The organism is Paenibacillus sp. EB106-06-01-XG199 (assembly GCF_058791575.1).
This window is the reverse complement of sequence record NZ_JBYTDQ010000001.1, coordinates 226,763-247,746: the sequence shown is the minus strand read 5'-3', so window position 1 is coordinate 247,746 and position 20,984 is coordinate 226,763. Positions and strand designations below refer to the sequence as shown.

At 48.5% G+C, this 20,984-nt stretch carries 22 protein-coding genes; all 22 read right to left on the bottom strand.

Annotation, left to right across the window (positions count from 1 at the left end; genetic code table 11):
• Positions 1–86 precede the first annotated feature (86 nt).
• Entirely contained in the window at positions 87–1,226 is a 1,140-nt protein-coding gene (locus AC3WT9_RS01450) for a 1-deoxy-D-xylulose-5-phosphate reductoisomerase (protein ID WP_341093968.1), read from the bottom strand.
• A 23-nt stretch (positions 1,227–1,249) separates the two neighbouring features.
• Positions 1,250–2,053 carry a phosphatidate cytidylyltransferase gene (locus AC3WT9_RS01445; RefSeq protein ID WP_341093969.1) on the bottom strand — a complete coding sequence of 268 codons (804 nt, stop codon included), beginning with the start codon at positions 2,051–2,053 and terminating at the stop codon, positions 1,250–1,252.
• Between the two features lie 21 nt (positions 2,054–2,074).
• Positions 2,075–2,848, bottom strand: a complete 774-nt coding sequence (gene uppS, locus AC3WT9_RS01440) for an undecaprenyl pyrophosphate synthase (protein WP_341093970.1) — start codon at positions 2,846–2,848, stop codon at positions 2,075–2,077.
• Positions 2,849–2,927: 79 nt separating this feature from the next.
• Positions 2,928–3,482: a ribosome recycling factor gene (frr, locus tag AC3WT9_RS01435; RefSeq protein ID WP_038593444.1), complete on the bottom strand. Its 555-nt coding sequence runs from the start codon at positions 3,480–3,482 to the stop codon at positions 2,928–2,930.
• Positions 3,482–4,210 (bottom strand): UMP kinase, encoded by a 729-nt coding sequence (gene pyrH / locus AC3WT9_RS01430; RefSeq protein WP_038593446.1) that lies wholly within the window; start codon positions 4,208–4,210, stop codon positions 3,482–3,484. The genes frr and pyrH overlap by 1 nt, the downstream gene beginning before the upstream one ends.
• 108 nt (positions 4,211–4,318) lie before the next feature.
• On the bottom strand, positions 4,319–4,969 hold the full coding sequence (gene tsf / locus AC3WT9_RS01425; protein WP_341093971.1) for a translation elongation factor Ts: 651 nt from the start codon (positions 4,967–4,969) through the stop codon (positions 4,319–4,321).
• Positions 4,970–5,098: 129 nt separating this feature from the next.
• Entirely contained in the window at positions 5,099–5,800 is a 702-nt protein-coding gene (gene rpsB / locus AC3WT9_RS01420) for a 30S ribosomal protein S2 (protein WP_036692565.1), read from the bottom strand.
• A gap of 201 nt (positions 5,801–6,001) precedes the next feature.
• Positions 6,002–6,628 (bottom strand): hypothetical protein, encoded by a 627-nt coding sequence (locus AC3WT9_RS01415; RefSeq protein ID WP_341093972.1) that lies wholly within the window; start codon positions 6,626–6,628, stop codon positions 6,002–6,004.
• Positions 6,625–7,203: a hypothetical protein gene (locus AC3WT9_RS01410; protein WP_341093973.1), complete on the bottom strand. Its 579-nt coding sequence runs from the start codon at positions 7,201–7,203 to the stop codon at positions 6,625–6,627. The genes AC3WT9_RS01415 and AC3WT9_RS01410 overlap by 4 nt, the downstream gene beginning before the upstream one ends.
• Positions 7,204–7,240: 37 nt before the next feature.
• Positions 7,241–7,552 carry a hypothetical protein gene (locus AC3WT9_RS01405; protein WP_341093974.1) on the bottom strand — a complete coding sequence of 104 codons (312 nt, stop codon included), beginning with the start codon at positions 7,550–7,552 and terminating at the stop codon, positions 7,241–7,243.
• Between the two features lie 117 nt (positions 7,553–7,669).
• Complete coding sequence (locus AC3WT9_RS01400; RefSeq protein ID WP_341378938.1) at positions 7,670–9,073, bottom strand: flagellar assembly protein A; 1,404 nt, start codon at positions 9,071–9,073, stop codon at positions 7,670–7,672.
• A gap of 29 nt (positions 9,074–9,102) precedes the next feature.
• Positions 9,103–9,891, bottom strand: coding sequence for a FliA/WhiG family RNA polymerase sigma factor (locus AC3WT9_RS01395; protein WP_076110092.1), 789 nt, complete (start codon positions 9,889–9,891; stop codon positions 9,103–9,105).
• 76 nt (positions 9,892–9,967) lie between these two features.
• A complete protein-coding gene (locus AC3WT9_RS01390; protein ID WP_492407244.1) occupies positions 9,968–10,363 on the bottom strand; it encodes a hypothetical protein in 396 nt (131 codons plus the stop codon).
• A 20-nt stretch (positions 10,364–10,383) separates the two neighbouring features.
• Entirely contained in the window at positions 10,384–10,881 is a 498-nt protein-coding gene (locus AC3WT9_RS01385; protein ID WP_038593467.1) for a chemotaxis protein CheD, read from the bottom strand.
• Positions 10,874–11,500, bottom strand: coding sequence for a chemotaxis protein CheC (locus AC3WT9_RS01380; RefSeq protein WP_038593470.1), 627 nt, complete (start codon positions 11,498–11,500; stop codon positions 10,874–10,876). Before AC3WT9_RS01380 ends, AC3WT9_RS01385 begins: the two co-directional genes overlap by 8 nt.
• 3 nt (positions 11,501–11,503) lie before the next feature.
• Positions 11,504–11,965 carry a chemotaxis protein CheW gene (locus AC3WT9_RS01375; protein WP_341093977.1) on the bottom strand — a complete coding sequence of 154 codons (462 nt, stop codon included), beginning with the start codon at positions 11,963–11,965 and terminating at the stop codon, positions 11,504–11,506.
• 27 nt (positions 11,966–11,992) lie between these two features.
• On the bottom strand, positions 11,993–14,050 hold the full coding sequence (locus AC3WT9_RS01370) for a chemotaxis protein CheW (protein ID WP_341378940.1): 2,058 nt from the start codon (positions 14,048–14,050) through the stop codon (positions 11,993–11,995).
• Between the two features lie 34 nt (positions 14,051–14,084).
• Positions 14,085–15,488, bottom strand: a complete 1,404-nt coding sequence (locus AC3WT9_RS01365; protein ID WP_341378941.1) for a protein-glutamate methylesterase/protein-glutamine glutaminase — start codon at positions 15,486–15,488, stop codon at positions 14,085–14,087.
• Positions 15,489–15,526: 38 nt separating this feature from the next.
• On the bottom strand, positions 15,527–16,402 hold the full coding sequence (locus tag AC3WT9_RS01360) for a MinD/ParA family protein (protein WP_341093981.1): 876 nt from the start codon (positions 16,400–16,402) through the stop codon (positions 15,527–15,529).
• Positions 16,402–17,832, bottom strand: a complete 1,431-nt coding sequence (gene flhF, locus AC3WT9_RS01355) for a flagellar biosynthesis GTPase FlhF (protein WP_341378942.1) — start codon at positions 17,830–17,832, stop codon at positions 16,402–16,404. Before flhF ends, AC3WT9_RS01360 begins: the two co-directional genes overlap by 1 nt.
• Positions 17,829–19,862 carry a flagellar biosynthesis protein FlhA gene (gene flhA / locus AC3WT9_RS01350; RefSeq protein WP_341093984.1) on the bottom strand — a complete coding sequence of 678 codons (2,034 nt, stop codon included), beginning with the start codon at positions 19,860–19,862 and terminating at the stop codon, positions 17,829–17,831. Before flhA ends, flhF begins: the two co-directional genes overlap by 4 nt.
• Before the next feature lie 20 nt (positions 19,863–19,882).
• Positions 19,883–20,977: a flagellar biosynthesis protein FlhB gene (gene flhB / locus AC3WT9_RS01345; protein ID WP_341093985.1), complete on the bottom strand. Its 1,095-nt coding sequence runs from the start codon at positions 20,975–20,977 to the stop codon at positions 19,883–19,885.
• Positions 20,978–20,984 lie beyond the last annotated feature (7 nt).

Here is a 20,984-nt window from a genome sequence, read left to right as displayed (position 1 = left end):
GCCTTGCACAAGAGAATCAACTGTCCCACCCAATTTTTCAGGGCAAAGCATATATTTCCATTTTTTAAGTACATAAAGTGATTTATTTAAAGTTTAGCTGCAAGCTCCCGGGTCATCTCATCGCAATGCTGAATCTGCTGTAAATCCGGTTGATTGACATTCACCAGGCGCTGGAGCACTTCTTCAATAATCTCTTCAATACGCAGGAAGGGAATCTCATGCCGGAGAAAACGGGCAACTGCAATTTCATTAGCCGCGTTGAAGGCTGTGGTTGCCGTCCCTCCCGCTTTCCCGCATTCAATCGCCAGCTTCAAGGCTGGAAACCGTACAAAATCCATTTCCCGGAAAGTCAGGCGTCCTATTGCGGCAAGAGACAGCCGCGCGGCAGGCGACTCCCAACGTTCCGGATAGGTCAGTGCATATTGGATCGGGACCCGCATATCCGGATTTCCGAGCTGGGCGACAATACTGCTGTCCCGGAATTCTACATAGGAGTGAATGATACTCTCCGGATGCAGCAGGACATTTATCTGCTCATAGGGCAGATCGAACAGCCAATGCGCTTCAATGACCTCAAGTCCTTTGTTAACCATGGTTGCCGAATCAATTGTTATTTTGGCTCCCATACTCCAGTTGGGGTGGCGAAGCGCATCCTCTACGGAAACCTTCTTCAGCTGCTCGCGGTTGTAATCACGGAAGGACCCTCCGGAGGCGGTGATGGTAATACTGGAAACATCCTCGCGGTTCTCACCGTTCAGACATTGAAAAATTGCAGAGTGTTCACTGTCGATGGGCAGCAGCCTAACACCTTTACGGTTGGCAAGCTCGGTAACCAAATGTCCTGCCGTGACAAGCGTTTCCTTATTGGCTAACCCAATATGCCGTCCGGCTTCGATCGCGGCAAGCGTTGACTGCAAGCCCACGCTGCCCACCACTGCCGTGACGACCGTATCAGCGTCCCCCCCTGCAGCAATTTCTACCAATCCCTCACTTCCGTAAAAAAGCTCAATACCGGAAGGCAGCTCCGGTCTGATCTGCTCAGCGAGTTCTTTCGTGGACACTGATACTCGGCGAGGCTGGAAGCGGCGGACCTGCTCCAGAAGCAGGGCGGTATTGCTACCTGCAGCCAAACCATCAACATCGAAAGAGTCAGGATGCATTGCAACTACATCCAGTGTTTGAGTGCCGATCGAGCCGGTAGATCCGAGAACACTTATTTTCTTCACATGTGAACCTTCTTTCCCGTCGTTTAATAGTAAGGCATAAGCATTACGATATGTACGAAAGGAAATACGATAATCCAGCTGTCGCAGCGGTCAAGAATTCCTCCATGACCTGGCAGCAGCGAGCCTGAATCCTTAATACCGTACACCCGTTTATAGGCAGATTGTACAAGATCTCCAAGCTGACCGAGCACAGCGCAGGACAAACCGATAAGCAGCGCGCGTCCGTAAGTCAGCAGATCAGGAACAAATATCGCGAAAATAATGGAAATTACGATAGAGATCAGTACCCCGCCAAGGGCTCCCTCTACCGTTTTATTGGGACTGATTGCCGGCCAGAGCTTATTTCTCCCAAAGCTTCTCCCTACAAAATAAGCACCTGCGTCACTGCCCCAAATGCAGCACAACAAAAGGAAGGTCCAGAAGAGCCCATGACCGTCGCCCGCAGCCCGGGCCGCAGCCATATAGGAAAAGCCCATTCCTATGTATACAATCCCTGTGAACAGGAGTGAAGTAATCTTAATATCCTGCTTATTCTTACTGAACACCGTCACCAGCAGGAACAGCAGCAACAGAAGCCATATGCCTTGTTCCCAGGACAGCCATGGATTCGCTCCGAGCAGGCTCCAAGGAATCATGTAGAAGGCTACAGCAGCATAACCAAGTATCGCAGTACCACCAAACCCCCGGACACCTGTCATTTTAACAAATTCATAAAACCCGATGAGCGCCATACCGGCAAGCAAAAGCTGATAAGCCCAGCCGCCTAAAAAACACAATCCCAAAAACACTGCTCCGGCAACAATTCCGGTGATCAATCGCTGCTTCAAAGATTCCCATCTCCCATCAGGCTACTTCAGTCCACCATAACGGCGTGTGCGTCTCTGGTACTCCGCCACAGCCTGCAGCAAATGCGTTTTATCAAACTCCGGCCAGAATACATCTGTAAACCAGAGCTCGCTGTAAGCGACCTGCCAGAGCATAAAGTTGCTGAGCCGCATCTCTCCACTGGTCCGGATCAGCAGATCCGGATCCGGCAGCCCGCCTGATAACAGTCGGCTGTCGATCAGCTCCGATGTAATCTCCTCCGGGGACAGCAGCCCTGCTTGGATATCCTGACCCAATCTGCGCATGCAATCCTCGATTTCTTTACGTCCTCCATAATTCAGGGCAAAATTTAATATAAGTCCAGTATTCCCTTGTGTCCGGGCAACGGCTTCTTCCATCGCCTTCCGGGTATGTGTAGGCAAAGCATCGGTATCACCCATCACGCGCACTTGTACGTTTTTCTCAATCAGCTCGTCCAGTTCAAGGGCCAGGAACTCCACAGGCAAACGCATCAGGAAATCAACTTCATCCTTAGGACGTTTCCAGTTCTCTGTAGAAAAAGCGTACATGGTCAAAAACTCAACGCCTAGGTCGTTCGCGGCAATCGTTGCACGTTTTACAGCTTTCATCCCATTCTGATGGCCGACAATGCGTGGCAAACCACGCCGTTTAGCCCAGCGTCCATTGCCGTCCATAATTACAGCCACATGCCGGGGAATGTTGTCCGGTGAAATCTCGACTGGCTGTGGCTCCTGCCTGTCTTTACGGCTCAGCCATGCTTGAATCCGTTTGATCATTTCCGTTTCCTCCAAGCTCTTATCAGAAAGAGACAAACCCCACCATAAACGGAGGGGCCCTGAAGTCTCTTGATTGTCATTATACTTCCATAATCTCTTTTTCTTTGGACAAGAGCACCTTATCAACTTCAGCTATGAACTTATCCGTTGATTTCTGAATATCTTCTTGGTGTCCGTGTGATTCATCTTCGGAGATGCCGTTCTTCTCCATTTTCTTGATATCATCGTTGGCATCGCGGCGGATATTGCGGATGGCTACCTTTGCTTCCTCACCGAACTTTTTGGTGAACTTCACAAGCTCAGTACGACGTTCCTCGGTTAGCGCAGGGATGGACAAACGGATGATTGTACCGTCGTTAGCCGGTGTAAGTCCCAGATCGGACTTCATAATTGCCCGTTCAATGTCGGAAAGCGATGATCTGTCCCAAGGCTGAATCAGCAGCGTCCGTGAATCCGGTGTACTGATGTTGGCCAGCTGGTTGACAGGGGTAGGTGCACCATAATATTCAACTTGAATGCGATCCAGCAGCGCTGTCGAAGCGCGTCCCGCCCGCAATGAGGCCAAATCACGTTTCAGCGATAAAATCGCTTTTTCCATACGCTCTTCGGCATTTTTCTTGACCGCTTGTGGCATTAATCTACACTCCCTTTAACAATCGTCCCGATCTTCTCACCGAGAACGACACGTTTGATATTGCCTTGCTCTGTAATAGCAAACACAATGAGCGGTATATTATTGTCCATGCACAGAGAGGATGCAGTGGAATCCATGACGCCAAGATTTTTGTTCAGCACGTCCATATAGGTCAGCTGCTCGTATTTCTCAGCAGTACTGTCTTTGAAAGGATCTGCTGAGTAGACACCGTCCACTTTATTCTTCGCCATCAGGATAACTTCCGCTTCAATCTCAGCTGCTCTGAGAGCTGCTGTCGTATCCGTCGAGAAGAAGGGGTTGCCCGTTCCTGCGGCAAAGATTACCACGCGGCCTTTCTCCAAATGGCGAATGGCGCGGCGGCGGATGTAAGGCTCAGCAATCTGCTGCATCGAAATGGAGGTCTGTACCCGGGTAGGAACATCGATTTGCTCCAATGCATCCTGCAGTGCAAGTGAGTTCATCACTGTTGCCAGCATCCCCATGTAGTCGGCTGTTGCACGGTCTATACCGCTTGCGCTTCCTGCGATTCCGCGCCAGATATTGCCTCCGCCGCAAACAATAGCGACTTGAACTCCAAGCTCAACAACTTCCTTGACCTGCTCTGCGATGGAAATAATCGTCTCGGCATCAATGCCATATCCGTTTTGTCCTGATAGTGACTCACCGCTTACCTTAAGGACTACTCTTTTAAATACCGGCTGTTCCAAATGTATACCCTCACTTTCTTACAAAAGACGGAACACGATTGTGCCTGTGTTCCGTTCATTTGATGCTTGCATTATTCAGTTCAATGAAGTTGTAATCAGTCTTGCTTCTTATTGATTAACTTGCGCCATTACTTCTTCAACAAAGTTGTCGACTTTCTTTTCCAGGCCTTCGCCCAGTTCAAAACGAACAAAACGACGGATGGAGATGTTTTCGCCAATGGTGCTGATTTTTTCGTTCAGCAGCTGGGAAATAGTTTTGTCCGGATCTTTAACGAAGGATTGCTCAAGCAAACAATATTCTTCGTAGAACTTGCTGATACGGCCTTCAACCATTTTTTCAACGATTTTCTCAGGCTTGCCTTCATTAAGTGCTTGTGCCTTCAGAATTTCTTTTTCTTTCTCTACAGCTTCTGCCGGAACTTCTTCACGACGAACATACAGCGGGTTAGCTGCAGCAATTTGCATTGCGATATCGCGTGCAAATTCTTTGAAGGAATCCGTTTTACCTACGAAGTCAGTTTCGCAGTTGATTTCTACAAGTACGCCAATACGTCCGCCAGCATGGATGTAAGATTCTACTGTACCTTCAGTAGCAATACGTCCAGCTTTGTTTGCTGCTGCGGAAAGACCTTTTTCGCGAAGCAATTCAGCGGCTTTGGTGATGTCATTATTAGCTTCTTCAAGCGCCTTTTTGCAATCCAGCATCCCTGCGCCTGTTCTTTCACGAAGTTCCTTTACTGCTTTTGCATCTACTGCCATTGTTATTCCCTCCAGATAATTGTCGTTTTATACCATTTTGGTCCATTATCCTAAAAAAAGGGCAGTGAGAGGTTATCCACCTGCCAACCACCCTTTTCATTTAAGTTCTTGTTTGATTCCGGCTGCTATTTAAGCAGTAGTTGTGTCTTCGCCCTGATGAGCTTCGACAACGGCATCAGCCATTTTACCAGTAAGCAATTTCACGGCGCGAATTGCGTCGTCGTTGCCCGGGATAACATAGTCGATTTCGTCCGGATCACAGTTAGTATCAACGATAGCCACGATAGGAATACCCAATTTGCGAGCTTCCGCAACAGCGATGCGCTCTTTACGCGGGTCGATGATGAACAGCGCGCTTGGCAGACCTTTCATGTTCTTGATGCCGCCCAGGAATTTTTCAAGACGATCTTTCTCTTTGCGGAGAAGGATTACTTCTTTCTTAGGCAGAACTGCGAAGGTACCGTCTTCTTCCCAAGCTTCCAGTTTCTTCAGGCGATCAATACGCTTCTGAATAGTTTGGAAGTTAGTCAGGGTACCACCCAGCCAACGTTGGTTAATGAAGAACATACCCGAACGTTCAGCTTCTTCTTTTACGGAATCTTGAGCTTGTTTCTTTGTTCCTACGAACAGGATTGTGCCGTTGTCGCCAGCGACGCTTTTCACAAAGTTGTAAGCTTCCTCTACCTTTTTAACCGTTTTTTGCAGGTCAATAATGTAAATTCCGTTTCTTTCAGTGAAGATATAACGATCCATCTTTGGATTCCAACGACGAGTCTGATGACCGAAGTGTACCCCAGCTTCGAGAAGCTGCTTCATGGAAATTACTGCCATCTTCACACACCTCCTAGTTTTGGTTTATTGTGTGTCTCCTCCGCCGTGCGTCATTTTTCTACAAGACTTTCTTCTGAAGAAAGCACCCCTTGTCGAAATCAACCGGCGTGTGTTTTAACACCGTCAATTACTATACCATAATAAAATAATGTATGCAACGATTCATGAAAAGTTTTGTGAATTCCAAAGTTCTAAGATAAATTATTTCACTGTAATCAGCTTATCAATGATAACATTATTACTCTCGCCTTTAGTAAAGCTGTACCGTCCATTTTGAATTTTTGTGTTGGCTTTACGGCTTACTGCCGTCTGAAGAAACTTGTTCTTATCCGTAATCACACCTGCTTTGACCAGCAAATCGGCAGTTTCCGTAAGTGTGCTGCCGGTAGGAATTGTAACAGATATCGAGCCGTTTACAGCAACCTCCGGAGTGGCTGGCGCAACTGGGGCACTTGATGGTTTCTTCTCGCTTGCAGGCTTTGACGGGGTAGCCGGCTTAGAAGGAGCAGCGGCAGCGCTTGGCTCCACCGCTGCTTGCGGCGTAGAAGCAGGCGAAGCTGGAGCGGCGGATTCAGTTGCTGACGGAACAACCGCAGCTGTCCCCTCTTTCCCTGATCCTTCTGTTCCCTCTCCTGTGTTACCTGTATTACTAGTGGCAGTAGGTGTTGCACTCGGATCGGTTACGGTAAGGTTCAGCTTCGCAGCTTCCTTGATTAGCTTCTCCTTGGACAAGGGAGCGGCTCCCCCGGTGATCATCACTTGCAGCAGTAATGCTCCGGCAATCAGGCCTGTACCTAGTCCGAACATGAAGGAACGATTCTTGATCATACCGTTTCCTCCTGCTTGGCCAGCTGCAGAATCAGTTGAACCTCTCCACGCTGAAGTCCTGCTGTCTTAGCGATAGCGTCAATAGACTTTCCTTGCTCATGCAGCTCGAACAATCGCGGATAACGCAATTTGATCGAGTTGACCGGCTTTGGTTTCGGCTCCGGCTGTTCTGCAGCGTGCTCTGTTGAAGGCGGTCTCACAGCTTCTGAAGCGCGGCTGGCTGAAGATTCCTTGGCAAATGAAGCTGTTAGCTGCAGCAGGCCCTTTTCTTCAGCCGTCAGACGCGTTTCAAGCAGCATTGAGTTCTTCTGCAGATCGGCAACTTGCTCCCGAAGTGAATTGATCTCCTCCTGCATTGCTGTTCTGTTGTTCTGGGATTGCTGTTTGATGCCGCTGACAAGCTGCAGCATTTTATCATTTTCCCGCTCGATGTCCGCCATATATAGTTCAAGCGCCGCTTCTGTTTCCTTTAGACTCTGCTTATCGGCTGAGTCTTCTTTTGCACGCGCCGGCAGTCTCAGGGCATAAACGATAGCGACAGCGCCTACCAGCACGATATATACCCATGGTTGCAAGTGCCCTATCTCCTTTTACATATCAAATTATATCCTCTCAGAGACTGAGATCGATCCGTCGGCCCTTATAGGGATGTTCAGCGTCGTGAGACGTCTGCTGTTTCTCTTGTTGATGGGAAGAGGACTGACTTCCCGCATGATTTCCCTGGCTATCATCATTGCGCAGCGCAGCTTCCGCAGATTCGTCAACCTCAGTGCTGCGATGGGCCAGCTCCGAGCTCTGCTTGACATTCTGTCCTGCGAGCTGCTGCTGATCCACAGCAGGACGATGCTGCAGCCCATGCTGGACTTTGCCCGCGTCAGTTGTCCGGGGCAGGGCAATCTGCAATTCCACCGGTTTCAGACTCATAGCAACCCTCTTCTCATAAATAGAAACGGACGGGCCGTCCCAAGATTCGCAAATCCTTCCGAAGCCTGCTGTACTTAGACATCAAGGATGGCCGGCCGCCTGTCGCTGCCCGCCTGATTAAACGTACGGCGCCAATGTGATATCGCCTTCACTATAAATAAATACAACCCGTTCCGTAGGATCCTTGACAAAACGTGTATATCTGCCAATTACGATTTTGGAACCTCCGTAAATGGTCTTAACTACTTCCACCCTTGCTCTAACCGTATCCTCGAGCATTCTTTCAATTTCTAGTACACGCTCTTTAATGCGCTTCTCCTCACGCATATGCGATTGCTTAGTGGCGTTCAGTTTAACGCGCAAAGCCACCTTATCAGGAGCAAGCTGACCATTGTTCGCCAATTGATTCAGCAGGTACAGCGCTTTGTTGGTTTTATCCTCATTTTCAAGCAGCTGCCGCAGCTCATGGCGCAGATCGTTAATCTCATTCCGGAGTTCTGGTACAACGCCAACCTCAATAGCCGTCGCCGTAGACATCGTATTTCCGATGGTTCTTGCTACAACTCTTTCACCGGCTTGTACAACTCCACCTACTATAAGTCCCTTTGATCCATTACAAAGCACATCCCGGCCTGCCCGGATATTAGAGTGCATAATACTTTGCGAAACGATAACATCCTCTCCGGCGACAACATTTCCATCCTGGATGAACGATACTTTTACATTTTTGCCTGCACTGACGAGTCCCTTGTTGTATCCGATAATTCCGCCGGCAATCTCGATCGATCCCCCGGAAATCAGTTCAGCACCTTCCACTCCGCCAACCACACGGATATCTCCGGCAGATTTAACCGTAAACCCGGTCAAGACATTGCCACGAATAACAACTGTCCCTACAAAATCAATATTTCCCGTACTGTAATCAACATCACCGTTGACTTCATAAACCGGGAAAACATTGACCTTTCCCTTCTCCGTCAGAGTAACGAGTCCGTCCATCGCGGCATACATCGAAGTTTCATCTTGATCGATCAGAACATTTTTGCCGACTTTAAAGTGTGCGTCTTTTCCCGCCCGATACGGAATTTCCTCACCGGTAACCGTATTGCCGCTTTTGCCGGGCATCGGCGGAATTTTTCTGGCAATCAACTGGCCTTTCTTAACATTGTGAAGCCGGACCAGGTCCTTATAATCGACCTTTCCATCAGCTTTTTCGAGCGGTTTGCGGTCCTCCTCCATATCAATAGTAAGGACCACCCGCCCATCAGTACCATTCTCCGCGGGATCACCAATCGCAATTGGTACCCTGTTGAAGAAATACTCTTCTGGATTACTGCTGATTCGCTGTACAATATCCCGCTGAATACCGTAACGAATATTGTGACTGTTTAGGAAGCTTTCGAGATCTTCACTCGAACAGGAGAAGTTTTCATCCCTTTTGGAAAATTGGAGGTACGCAATCCCTTTATCCTCCGAAAACGTGATACTCACGTACTGGTTCAAAGCATAATTACCGATCAATTTTGCTCCCCCTTGTCACCGTCGCCCGGTTAATCGTTTTGCATGAGAAGATCGCGATTTTTCTCAAGCGTTCCTCTCAGCCGCAAAATAGCTTTTGAATGAAGCTGCGAAATCCGTGAAGGCGACAGTGACATCACCTCGGCGATCTCGCTTAATGATAAATCTTCATAATATAAAAGGGACACAACGGTCCTTTCTTTCACCGTTAGTTTCTCGATGCCTTTAGTCAGCGTATCGCGCAAATAAAACTCATTTACTTTGCGATCCGGATTTTTGGCTTTGTCATCCACCAGGATGGACAAGCGTGTCTCTGATTCTTCCTCGCGAATAGGATCCTCTAGTGAGCAGAGCGACATTACTGCTACGTCCTGCAGCATATTCTGAAATTCCGTCTCCGAAACATTCAGATATTCGCTCATTTCCTCGTCACTGACTGATCTTAGGTATTTCTGCTCCAGCTGCTGGTAAGCATCTTCGATTTTTTTGGCTTTCTCCCTCACGGACCTGGGAACCCAGTCGCTCTGGCGCAATGAATCAAGAATCGCTCCACGCACACGCCAGGAAGCATAAGTCTGAAACTGGAGTCCCCGCTTATAGTCGAATTTCTCGATGGCATCAATCAAACCCATGACACCGTTGCTGGCCAAATCATCTTTAGATACATTTTTGGGTAATCCGACTGCTAAGCGGCTGGACACGTAATCTACAATATGGAGGTAATTCTCAATCAGCTTTTTTTTGGCTTCGGGATTACCTTGCTCTTTCCACTGTTCCCAGAGCCCGTCAGTTTCCGATTGAGAAGCTTTATGCTCGTTCAACGGCTTTCACCCTTCCCAAAGTTTAGTCAGCGGGCATAACACGGAACAGGTGAGCCACTTCCGCAATAGCACACGCTTATTCTTCTTTCAGGTGACGAACGGCCTTGGCCAATTCTTCAGGATCTTTCATAGAGACCAGCTTAGGCGGCTGCAGCGGTGTAAAACCTTCTGTGCTTCCGCTTTCTTCGGCCGGCTTCGGTTTCAGCAGGTTTATTAATTCTTCATCCTCATCCGGAGTAATGACATCGAAATTGCCACCCAGCGCCTCATTGCCCTCTAAGCTTGTCTCATCCTCTTCTGGCTGTACAGACTGTCCAGCAATAAAACCCAATACCCAACTTAAGAGGAATGCAAGCACAAACCAAATAATAAATCCAAAACTGGCCCGAATTAAACTTGTTCCAAGTAAATTATGCCCATAGTTCACAAAAAAGGTAAACAAAAATCCTATCGCTCCGACGATGGTGTTCACTACTATTTTTCTGCTCATGGTTATATTTCCCTAGTGCCTTTTTGCACGCTGCGGATATAGAGTATACCGGTACTGCAGGAAATTTCAATGGTGCGGCCAAAATTGCCGCCTGTGTCCTCGGCAATCAAAGGGATCTTTAGCGCCTCCAAAGCAAGCTTACAGGATTCCACATTACGAGGCCCGATCCTCATGGTGTCATTCCCCCCGGCAAAGGCAAACATTTGAGAGCCTCCGGCCATCTTGGCCACGATCCTGCTGCGCATTGCTCCAAGTGCAAGCAAGCGGTTCAGAAGCTCCGGCACTGCGGTATCTGCAAATTTGGCAATGTTCATTTGTCCCTCACGTGCGATATCCGACGAAGGCAGCATCACATGCGCCATCCCCGCCAGCTTCTTCCCAGGATCAAACAATGTAAGCCCCACGCAGGAACCAAGACCTGTTGTACGCACAAGGCTGTCTTGGCTTCCTACATTAAGATCTGCCATACCTACTTTAATAATGCTTTGTTCTTCAATCATTATCAAACGGTACTCCTAGTGATTTAAAGATCTTCGGGAATGATTCTGGATCGGGAATAAGAAAGAACTGTCCTTCAATTTCGTCCTTGCCTTCCAGGAAAGTTGTGTCGATCAGCAAAGCATCATCGCCCATCTGACCGAACTGCAGCAGACCGTATCCCAGAATGGCCCCGGCCATGTCCATGGCCAGTGCAGGCACTGTAGGGTACATGGAAAGCGATGTGAAGTCGGCAAGTGAAGAAAGGTAAGACCCGGCAAGAATGTTACCAATTTCATTCAAAGCCGAAAGCTCCATTTCACCCAGCTCCTGCTCGGGAGAAATCTCAATACCGGCAACCCGGTTAAGCAGGCTTATAGCCGCTTCCGGAGTAAGAATGAAAAAGAGATTGCCCGGTGCTTCACCTTCGACCCGCAGGAAAACCGCATATACCAGTTCTTCTGCTCCTCCGACCTTTTCAGTGATTTCTTCAAAGCTCAGCAGCTGCACTTTCGGAACAGCCATGTCGATCGGTTTGCCAAGAAGCTGAGATAACGCGGTGGCGGCGTTACCAGCTCCAATGTTGCCCACTTCCTTAAGGACATCCATTTTAAAATCCTTGAAGTTTTTGAAAAGCTCCATATGTTAGCCCTCTAGGCTTTCCAATTGCACGATTTCGCCCTTGTTCAGCACCTCGTTCAAATTGAGCATGATCAGCAAACGTTCTTCTCCAATTTTGGCCACCCCGTCCAGATACTTCGCTCTGATGCCCCCCACAACCTCCGGTGGTGTATCGATGGAATCGCGGTTCAAGTCAATAACATCATTGGCCGAGTCCACAATAAAGCCAACTTCCATTGCATTTACATTGACGATAATGATACGGGTCTGATCAGTATGATCAGCTTCCTCAATTCCGAAACGGCCCCGCAAATCAATTACCGGAATAACCACTCCGCGCAAATTGATAACTCCCTTAATAAAGGAGTAGGTCTTCGGCACACGGGTAATTGGCATCATGCGTTCAATCGTTTGGACTTTCTCCACTTCGATGCCGTACTCTTCAGCGCCTAGTTTAAATACGATTACTTTGATATCTTCAGCCATGGAATGAACCTCCCTGTTCTATCCTGATTATTTAATAAAAGCGTTCGGATCAATAATAAGTGCGACCTGACCGTCACCAAGTATGGTCGCCCCGGAGATGCCTTGAACCTCAGGCAGATACTTGCCAAGATTCTTGATGACGATTTCGTTCTGCCCAATAAAATCCTGAACGGCCAGGGCTACGAGGCGTTCCCCTTTGCGGACTACTACTATTTCCGTTTCCTCTTCAGTACTTTCATCAAAATCAGGTACCGAGAAGAATTTGCTCAGAGAAAGCAGAGGGATATGACCGTTACGGAATTCAATCATTTTGTTGCTATGAATCGTGCGGATCTGAGTTTTCTTCACAATTCCAGTCTCCACGATGGAAGAAAGCGGGATGGCATATTTCTCAGAACCAAGCCGCACCAGCATGGCCGCGATAATCGATAAGGTTAGTGGAAGCTGTACTGAAAAGTTAGTTCCTTTACCAAAGGTGGAATAAACAACCACGTTGCCGCCAAGAGAAGTAATCTTGGATTTCACGACATCGAGTCCGACTCCGCGCCCTGATACGTCAGAGATAACCTCTGCGGTACTGAAGCCCGGTGAGAACAAAAGTTGAATGGCTTCATCATCCGAATAGCCAGCAGCCTGATCCTGAGTAAGAATTCCCTTTTTAACGGCAGATTTCAGGATTTTCTGCGGATTTATTCCGGCTCCGTCCTCCTCAATTTCGATAAAGACGTGATTGCCGCTATGGAAAGCTCGCAGATTTATCGTACCCGTCTCCGGTTTGCCGGCAGCAATACGCTCCTGTACGCCTTCAACCCCATGGTCAACGGCATTACGGAGCAAATGCACCAGCGGATCACCGATCTCATCAATAACAGTACGGTCAAGCTCTGTTTCAGCACCCGTAACGATCAGATCGATTTTTTTGTCCAGAGATTTGGCAAGGTCACGAACCATGCGGGGGAATCGGTTAAATACCGTGTCGACCGGTACCATGCGCAGCTTCATGACAATGTTCTGCAAATCGCCGCTGACCCGTCCCATATGTTCAACAGTCTCAGTAAGGTCACTATTCTGCACTTCTGTAGCCAGCTGTTCCAGACGGACACGGTCGATCAGCAGTTCACTAAACAGGTTCATCAGCACATCCAGGCGTTCGATATCTACGCGGATCGTCCGGGAAGGCGCTGCAACTGTTTTGGCAGCTGCCGCTTTGATTGCTTCTTCTCTGACCGGTGCTGCAGCCGATGCCGCTACGGGAGCAGTTTCCTCTTGAACCGGTGCTTCCACAGTAGCGGCAGCCATATCCTGCACCATCTGTTCCAGTGTCTCTTGATCAAGGGCTAAAGCCGTAACCTTATCAATTTCCGATAAGTTTAGGATCATGGATTGAATTTCACTTGCGTCCTTTTGGGTTATGTAATAGAGGGAAAAGCCGTAATCGAATTTTTCCTGCTCTATATCCTGAACCGAAGGGAAGGATTTGACCACCTCTCCTGAACGTTCAAGGAGATCGAAAACCATATATGCCCGCACTGCTTTAAGCTGACAATCCTGACGGATCGCTACATCCACATACAGCACCTGATGGCCTTCCTGCAGCGACTGCTGCAGAACCGAGTATTGGAATTCATCTAAAAACACCGGAGCGTCTCCAGTCTTTTGAGCTGCAGCTGTAACCTCGGCAGCGGCACCGGCTGCAGTAGGAACTTCACCTCGAACAATGGCCTGAAGAGAAGTCACAATTGCCGAGACATCTGCCTTACCTTCGCCCCCAGCCGTAATATCCTCAACCATTGATTCCAGGGCATCCAGACTTTTGAACAGTGTGTCAAAAATGAAATCCTGCATCCGCAGCTTGTTATTGCGCACTAAATCCAGAACATTTTCCATCTGGTGGGTAAGAGAAGCCAAATCCTCAAAACCCATCGTAGCCGCCATACCTTTTAAGGTATGCGCAGAGCGGAATATTACCTGTACAATACTTAGATCATCAGGATTTGCTTCCAACCCCATCATACTTTCGTTCAATGACTGCAGATGATCATTTGACTCATCAATAAACATGGATAAATATTGGTTCATGTCCACTAACGAGCACCTCCCCTTCAAGTTCGCTTTTCCATTATTTAACGGCTTGCACCAGCCTTGGAGCAATTTCATGCAAAGGCAGGATATGTTTAACGCAATTCAATTCCACCGCAGATCGCGGCATTCCATATACAACGCAGGTTTCTTCACTTTCAGCGAAGGTTGAGGTTACACCCGAATCATATAGGGACTTCATCATCCTGGCACCATCGCTGCCCATGCCCGTCATAATCACCGCATGCCGTTCCAGCGTGGTAAGCGGCAATAGTGATTCGAACATCATGTCCACGGATGGACGATGCCCGTTGCGGGCATCCTCACTCGTAAGTTCAATCGCATATTGTCCGCCTGCTGCTGGAACAACCTTCAGATGATAACCTCCGGGAGCAATATAAGCCGCTCCTTGGCGAAGGATCATGCCATGCTCCGCTTCTGCAACCTCAAGCGGGCTGAAGGTATTAAGCCGCTGGGCCAATGATTTGGTGAAATTGGGCGGCATATGCTGGACAATGACTATCGGTGCCGGAAATTCAGCCGGGATATTCTCCAAAAACGCTTTGAGCGCACGTGGCCCGCCTGTAGAGCAGCCTACAGCAACGAGCTTACGCAGCCCTTTAATACTGCCGGACTTCCGGTCAGCCGAAGCTGCAGGAGGTTCGGCGAACGTACCGGGGACACCCTCCAGTTGCAGACGTACATCAGGTGTGACTGGAGTAGAGTTCGCTTTGGAGCGGTTTTTTGCTTTTTCAGAAGATGCCGGGCTTGCCGGAGCTGCAGCAGGATTGACAGGATTTCGCGGGGATCCGCTATTCCCTGGCTGCTTATCAAGCAAATTCTTGCCCGTTTCCTTAGGGGACGCGGTCTTTGCCTCCGGCTTCAACTTGTTTTGTGCTGGTGTGCCGGGAACTTCCGCAGCTTTTGCTTTCTTGGGAAGTTCCTGCTTGCGTACAGGAGGATCCGCCAGAGGTTTTGGAGTAACCGCAGCTGGCGGCTTGTCCTCACTCTTGGAGGCGGATGCCCGAGCTTCACGCTGCTCACGGGCCATCATCGCTTCTTTCATTTGCTCCCGGAGAGATTCTCCTACAGCAATAATATCCTGGGAGTTGGAAATGGATGGCTTACGTATGAAATCAAATGCTCCTGACTCCAGCGCCATAATCGTTTCCTTCATGCCCTGCTCATTGATTCCTGAAAGCATGATCACCGGCAGCGGACGCTGGGCCATTATTATTTTCAGCGCCTCCAGGCCGTTCATTTCCGGCATCTCCACATCCATCGTTACCAGATCCGGAGAAAGCTGATTCACTTTCTCAATAGCTTCACGGCCGTTTGAAGCCGTAGCGGTAACCTGGAAGTTCGCGTCATTTTCAATCAAATCGGAAATGATCTTGCGCATAAATGCAGAATCATCAACAACCAAAACTTTATATGGCTTCATATCATTTCCACCTCTGCTCCTCTAATTCAGAACAATTATTATTTACGCTTCAACCACCTGTTGATAAATCCCTTTATGCCCTCTACCTTGATTGGTTCCGCTGAATCCGCGGCCAAATAGTTTTGGGCAAGCCGCTGTACGTCCTTGGCTGCTGCACTGTTCGGAAAAGCCACTGAGAATGGAACTTGTTTCTTAACTGCCTGAACAACATGTGCATCACTACTCATATACCCGAGAAACGGAATATCTAATTGTAAAAAGCGGCTTGCCGCCATGCGGATTTTGTCGCTGGTTGCTTTCGCTTCCCTCTCGTCTCCTGCTTGGTTCACAATCAGTCTAAAAGAAGTTTCGGGAAAAGAATTGTGCACTACCTTCATCAATGCATATGCATCAGTTATAGCTGTAGGCTCAGGGGTTGTTACCACAAGGCAATCATCCGCCGAGCTAATAAATTTGAGCGTTTCTTTGGAAAGTCCTGCCCCCGTATCGAACAGGATAAAATCCATAGTATCAGCAATTTGCGCAATCTGTGTTGTAAAGTAATTCAAATCTGATTCCGAGAGAGAAAACAGCTCATCCATACCCGATCCGCCTGCAATGAATTGTAGACCTCCTGGGCCCGTCTGAATAATTTGTCCGATATCCGCCTCTCTTTTCAGCAGGTGGTACAAATTATATTTAGAAGAGACACCCATTAACACGTCTATATTGGCCATTCCGATATCGGCGTCGAACAATAGCACCTTACGGCCCATTGCCTTCAGCGCTAAAGCAAAGTTCAGCGTGAAATTCGACTTTCCGACACCGCCTTTTCCACTGCATACGGTGATGATTCTGGCGGATACCCCGTCTTTGGGCACGAGTTTGGTGTCCTTGTTGGACACCAGCTGTCTCAAGGACTGCGCCTGATCCATTACGCCCCTCCTGTTCCCAGCAACATCCCTGATAGCTGCTCTTTGGTAGCCATTAGCAGGTCATCTGGCACATTCTGGCCATTAGTTATATAAGACAGCATAAGAGGGAAGTCATTCAGAACATTAAATAACGGACCATAGCTTCCTGTCTCGTCCAGCTTTGTGAAGATAACCTTATCAAGCTGATAACGGCCGAAATGCTCGGCGATCGTCTTCATATCGCGGCTTTTGGAGGTCAGGCTGAGTACAAGGAAAGTTTCACTCTTAAGTTCCTTGGCCAGCAGGCTCTGAAGTTCAGCGACGAGCATCTCATTACGGTAATTCCGGCCTGCCGTATCCATCAAAACGAGGTCACAGCTCTCCAGGCGGAACAACGCTCTTTGCAAATCTCCCGGGGACTGAACAACCTCCAGCGGAATATTCAGTATCGATGCATACGTGCGCAGCTGCTCCACCGCGGAAATCCGGTAAGTATCGGAGGTAATGAGGCCTACCTTCCTGCCTTGTTTAAACAGCTGCTCTGCCGCCAGCTTGGCGATTGTTGTTGTTTTGCCCACTCCGGTTGGCCCGGCAATGTAAACAATCCGCGTATCCGCCGCAATTCCTTTTGCAATTCGGCCTGACAAAAATTCATCCACCTGAGCTTTCAGCATTTCACCGAATTGATCAGGAGCTCCGGTACGCCCCTCATCATTCCAGCGGGTAAACACATTGCTGATCCATTCCTCCACCAGCACCGGGTCAGTCTCCTGGTCCAGTAAACGGATCTTAAGCTGTTCCAGCTGTTCGGGCAATTCCACTCCGCTTGAAGAGTAGCGGGCGATACGTTCCATCCAGTGCTTCATGTCCCTGATTTCGCGAAGGACATCACTTTCAGCTACCGAGACTGCGGGAGGATTGGGTTCAGCACCAAAGTTCTCGTGAAGTGCCGCGACCGATCCAGGCTGTTCCTTCGGAGCAGAAACCTGCATTGCATATGCAAGCTCTCTATCCAATTCCTCTTTCTGTTCCTCAACAGCAGTTACGGTTGCGGTTGCAGTTGAAGGTAGAACGGCTACATTCCCTCCTGCCTCAGCAATCCCGGTGGCTTCCGATATGGCAGCGGCAATTTCAGCAAAGCTCCGGCCAGCCGCAGGCTCCTTCGTGAGCGATGCTGACGGCGATGATGCTGTGGCGGCTTTCTGATAGGCCTGCGGCACTGCACTACGCGGAATATTCAGCGATTGTACAGGGGCCTTATCAGGTACAGCCGGCTTCCGCACCTCTTCTACTGCGGCTACAACTTCAATTTTTTTCTTTTTAAACATGCCCATAAATCCGCCGACTTTAACTTCCTTGGTGCTTAGGATGACGGCATCGCTTCCTAGCTCGCTGCGGATGGAATGCATGGCGTCAGGCATCGTATCGACCACATAACGCTTCACTCTCATAAGTTCACCACTCCAACGCTTTGAATTTCGATATTAGGTTCCAGTTCGCTGTAGGACAACACTGGAATATCCTGCATCGTCCGCTCAATAACCTGCCGCAAATACATACGAATGGTCGGTGAAGTCAGTACGATAGGCTGCTGCCCGGACTGAAGCAGACGGTTGATCTGTTCTGTAAGCCGCTGATACACGGTTTGTGTCGAAACCGGATCCAGTGCCAGATAGCTGCCCTGTTCCGTTTGCTGCACACTTTCGGAAATTTTCTTCTCCAAATTAGGCCCGACAGTAATTACACGCAGCGTCTCTCCCACTTGGGAAAATTGCTGTGTAATCTGTCTCGACAACGACTGGCGGACATACTCGGTCAGGATATCAGGATCTTTGGTGTAAGTACCATAGTCCGCCAGCGTTTCGAAGATCGTCACCAAATCGCGGATCGAGATCTTTTCGCGCAGCAGCTTACCGAGCACCTTCTGAACATCACCAATTGCCAGTACCGAAGGAATAAGTTCATCAACCAGCACGGGGTAATTCTCCCGGAGATTGTCAACCAGCTGTTTGGTTTCCTGACGTCCTAGCAGCTCATGCCCATGACGTTTGATCAGCTCCGTCAAATGCGTAGCAACCACGGAAGGCGGATCAACTACGGTGTAGCCGGATAATTCCGCCCGTTCTTTCACCGATTCGTCAATCCAAAGTGCCGGAAGTCCAAAAGATGGTTCAACAGTCTCAATACCGTTTATAGATTCATCATCATAACCGGGACTCATGGCAAGATAGTGATTAAGTAATAATTCACCACCGCCGACATTATTCCCTTTAATTTTTATGACATATTCATTCGGTTTTAGCTGAATATTGTCGCGAATACGAATAACGGGCACCACAAGTCCCATTTCTAGGGCACATTGCCGTCTAATCATGATAATTCTGTCGAGTAAATCTCCACCCTGACCTGTATCGGCCAGAGGAATAAGTCCGTAACCGAACTCAAATTCAATGGGATCCACTGTAAGCAAGTTTATGACGCTCTCTGGACTCCGCACCTCTTCAATCTGCTTCTCCTCGACCAGTTGTTCCTCGGCCATTTGTTTTTGGTTTGCCTTCTGGCCCATGCTGTAAGCCGCATATCCCATGAGTGCTGCCAGGGGCAAGGTAGACATTATTGTAATCGGAGTGAAGAATCCAAGGAAGGCAATTGTCGCCGCAACGATATACAAGAGCTTCGGATAGGACAATAATTGGCCTGTCAAATCCTCTGCCAGGTTTCCTTCTGACGCCGCCCGTGTAACGATCAAACCGGAAGCGGTTGAAATGAGCAAAGCAGGAATTTGGCTGACCAGTCCATCACCAATTGTCAGTACGGAATATGTCGAAAGTGCCTCCTGAAACGACAGTCCATGAATAGTCATCCCGATGACGAAACCGCCGATCAGGTTGATCAGCAGGATGATGATACTGGCAATTGCGTCACCTTTGACGAATTTACTCGCACCATCCATTGCTCCGAAGAAGTCAGCTTCGCGTTCCACATTCCGGCGGCGTTCCCGTGCCTGCTGTTCATTAATCATCCCTGCATTCAAATCAGCATCAATACTCATTTGTTTACCGGGCATCGCGTCCAATGTAAACCGGGCGCCTACTTCAGCAACACGTTCCGAACCTTTGGTAATAACAATGAACTGCACAACAACCAGAATTAGAAAGACGATGAATCCGATAGCGATTTGTCCCCCGGCAATCCAGCTGCCGAACGTGGCAACAACTTCACCCGCATGACCATCCTTAAGGATCAGCTTAGTTGTGGAAATATTGAGTGCGAGACGGAATAAAGTTGTGATCAACAGCAAAGAAGGGAAAATCGAAAATTGCAGCGGATCCTTTGTATTCATTGCGACCAAAATAATGGTTAGTGCTATCGAAATATTGACAATCAGCAGTACATCCAGAAGCCAGACCGGGATGGGCAGAATCATCATAAGCACAATACCGATAACGCCCAGTAGAACTGTTAGATCTTTAGCTTTCAATGTCCTTTACCTCCCCCGGCTTATCTCCTCTTACCTTTAAGCTTGTATACATAGGCCAGCACTTCGGCAACCGCCTGGAACAGATCGGCAGGAACGACATCGCCAATTTCTGCTCTTTGGAATAATGCCCGTGCCAGCGGCTTGTTCTCCATAGTCACAACACCATGCTCCTTAGCCAGCTCTCGAATGCGGAGCGCCACATAATCCTGGCCTTTGGCTATAATCTGCGGAGCCTCCATTTTGGAACCGTCATATTTAAGGGCAACGGCAAAGTGCGTAGGATTCGTAATGATCACATCCGCCTTTGGCACTTCCTGCATCATCCGCTGCATTGCCATTCGGCGTTGGCGCTCCCTGATCTTTCCTTTAATTAAGGGATCGCCCTCCATCTTTTTGTATTCATCTTTAATGTCCTGCTTGGACATTTTCAGACTTTTTTCATGTTCGTACTTCTGGTACATATAATCAAGAACTGCCATAATAAACAATACAGCTGCTATTTTGATGCCAAGGTTCATGGTCATCTTTGCAGTGAAACGGTATACACCCTCCGCATTCACATGTGAAAGAGCAGCAAAACTCTCTTTCTCTCCCCAAAGCGTGCTGTAAACCAGATAGGCAATCAGCACCAGTTTAAAAACCGATTTCAGGAATTCCACAAACGAACGCATGGAAAATATATTTTTGAACCCCTTGATTGGATTAATCTTGCTGAACTTAGGCGTAATCCCCTCACCTGAGGCCATAAAGCCAACCTGTGCAAAATTTACGACTAGTGCGAGTAAGAAGGTAATCCCGAGCAGCGGGGCCAGCAGAATCAGTATCTGCAGACCATACTCGTTGAACATCTTGGACACATTTTCCGCTGTTACTTCCATCATCATGCGATTCTGAAAAACATCCATATACAAACTCATAAAACGTTCTTTCATGAAACTTCCGAACATCGTCAGACTAAGCAGCGCCGAAAATAATACAACCGCACCGGAAAGTTCGGCACTTTTGGCTACCTGACCCTTTTTACGGGCATCCTGACGTTTTTTCGGGGTGGCTTTCTCTGTCTTGTCCCCCCCAAAATGCTGAAGATCCAGTTTATATCGTTTCGGCTTCGGCATTACACTC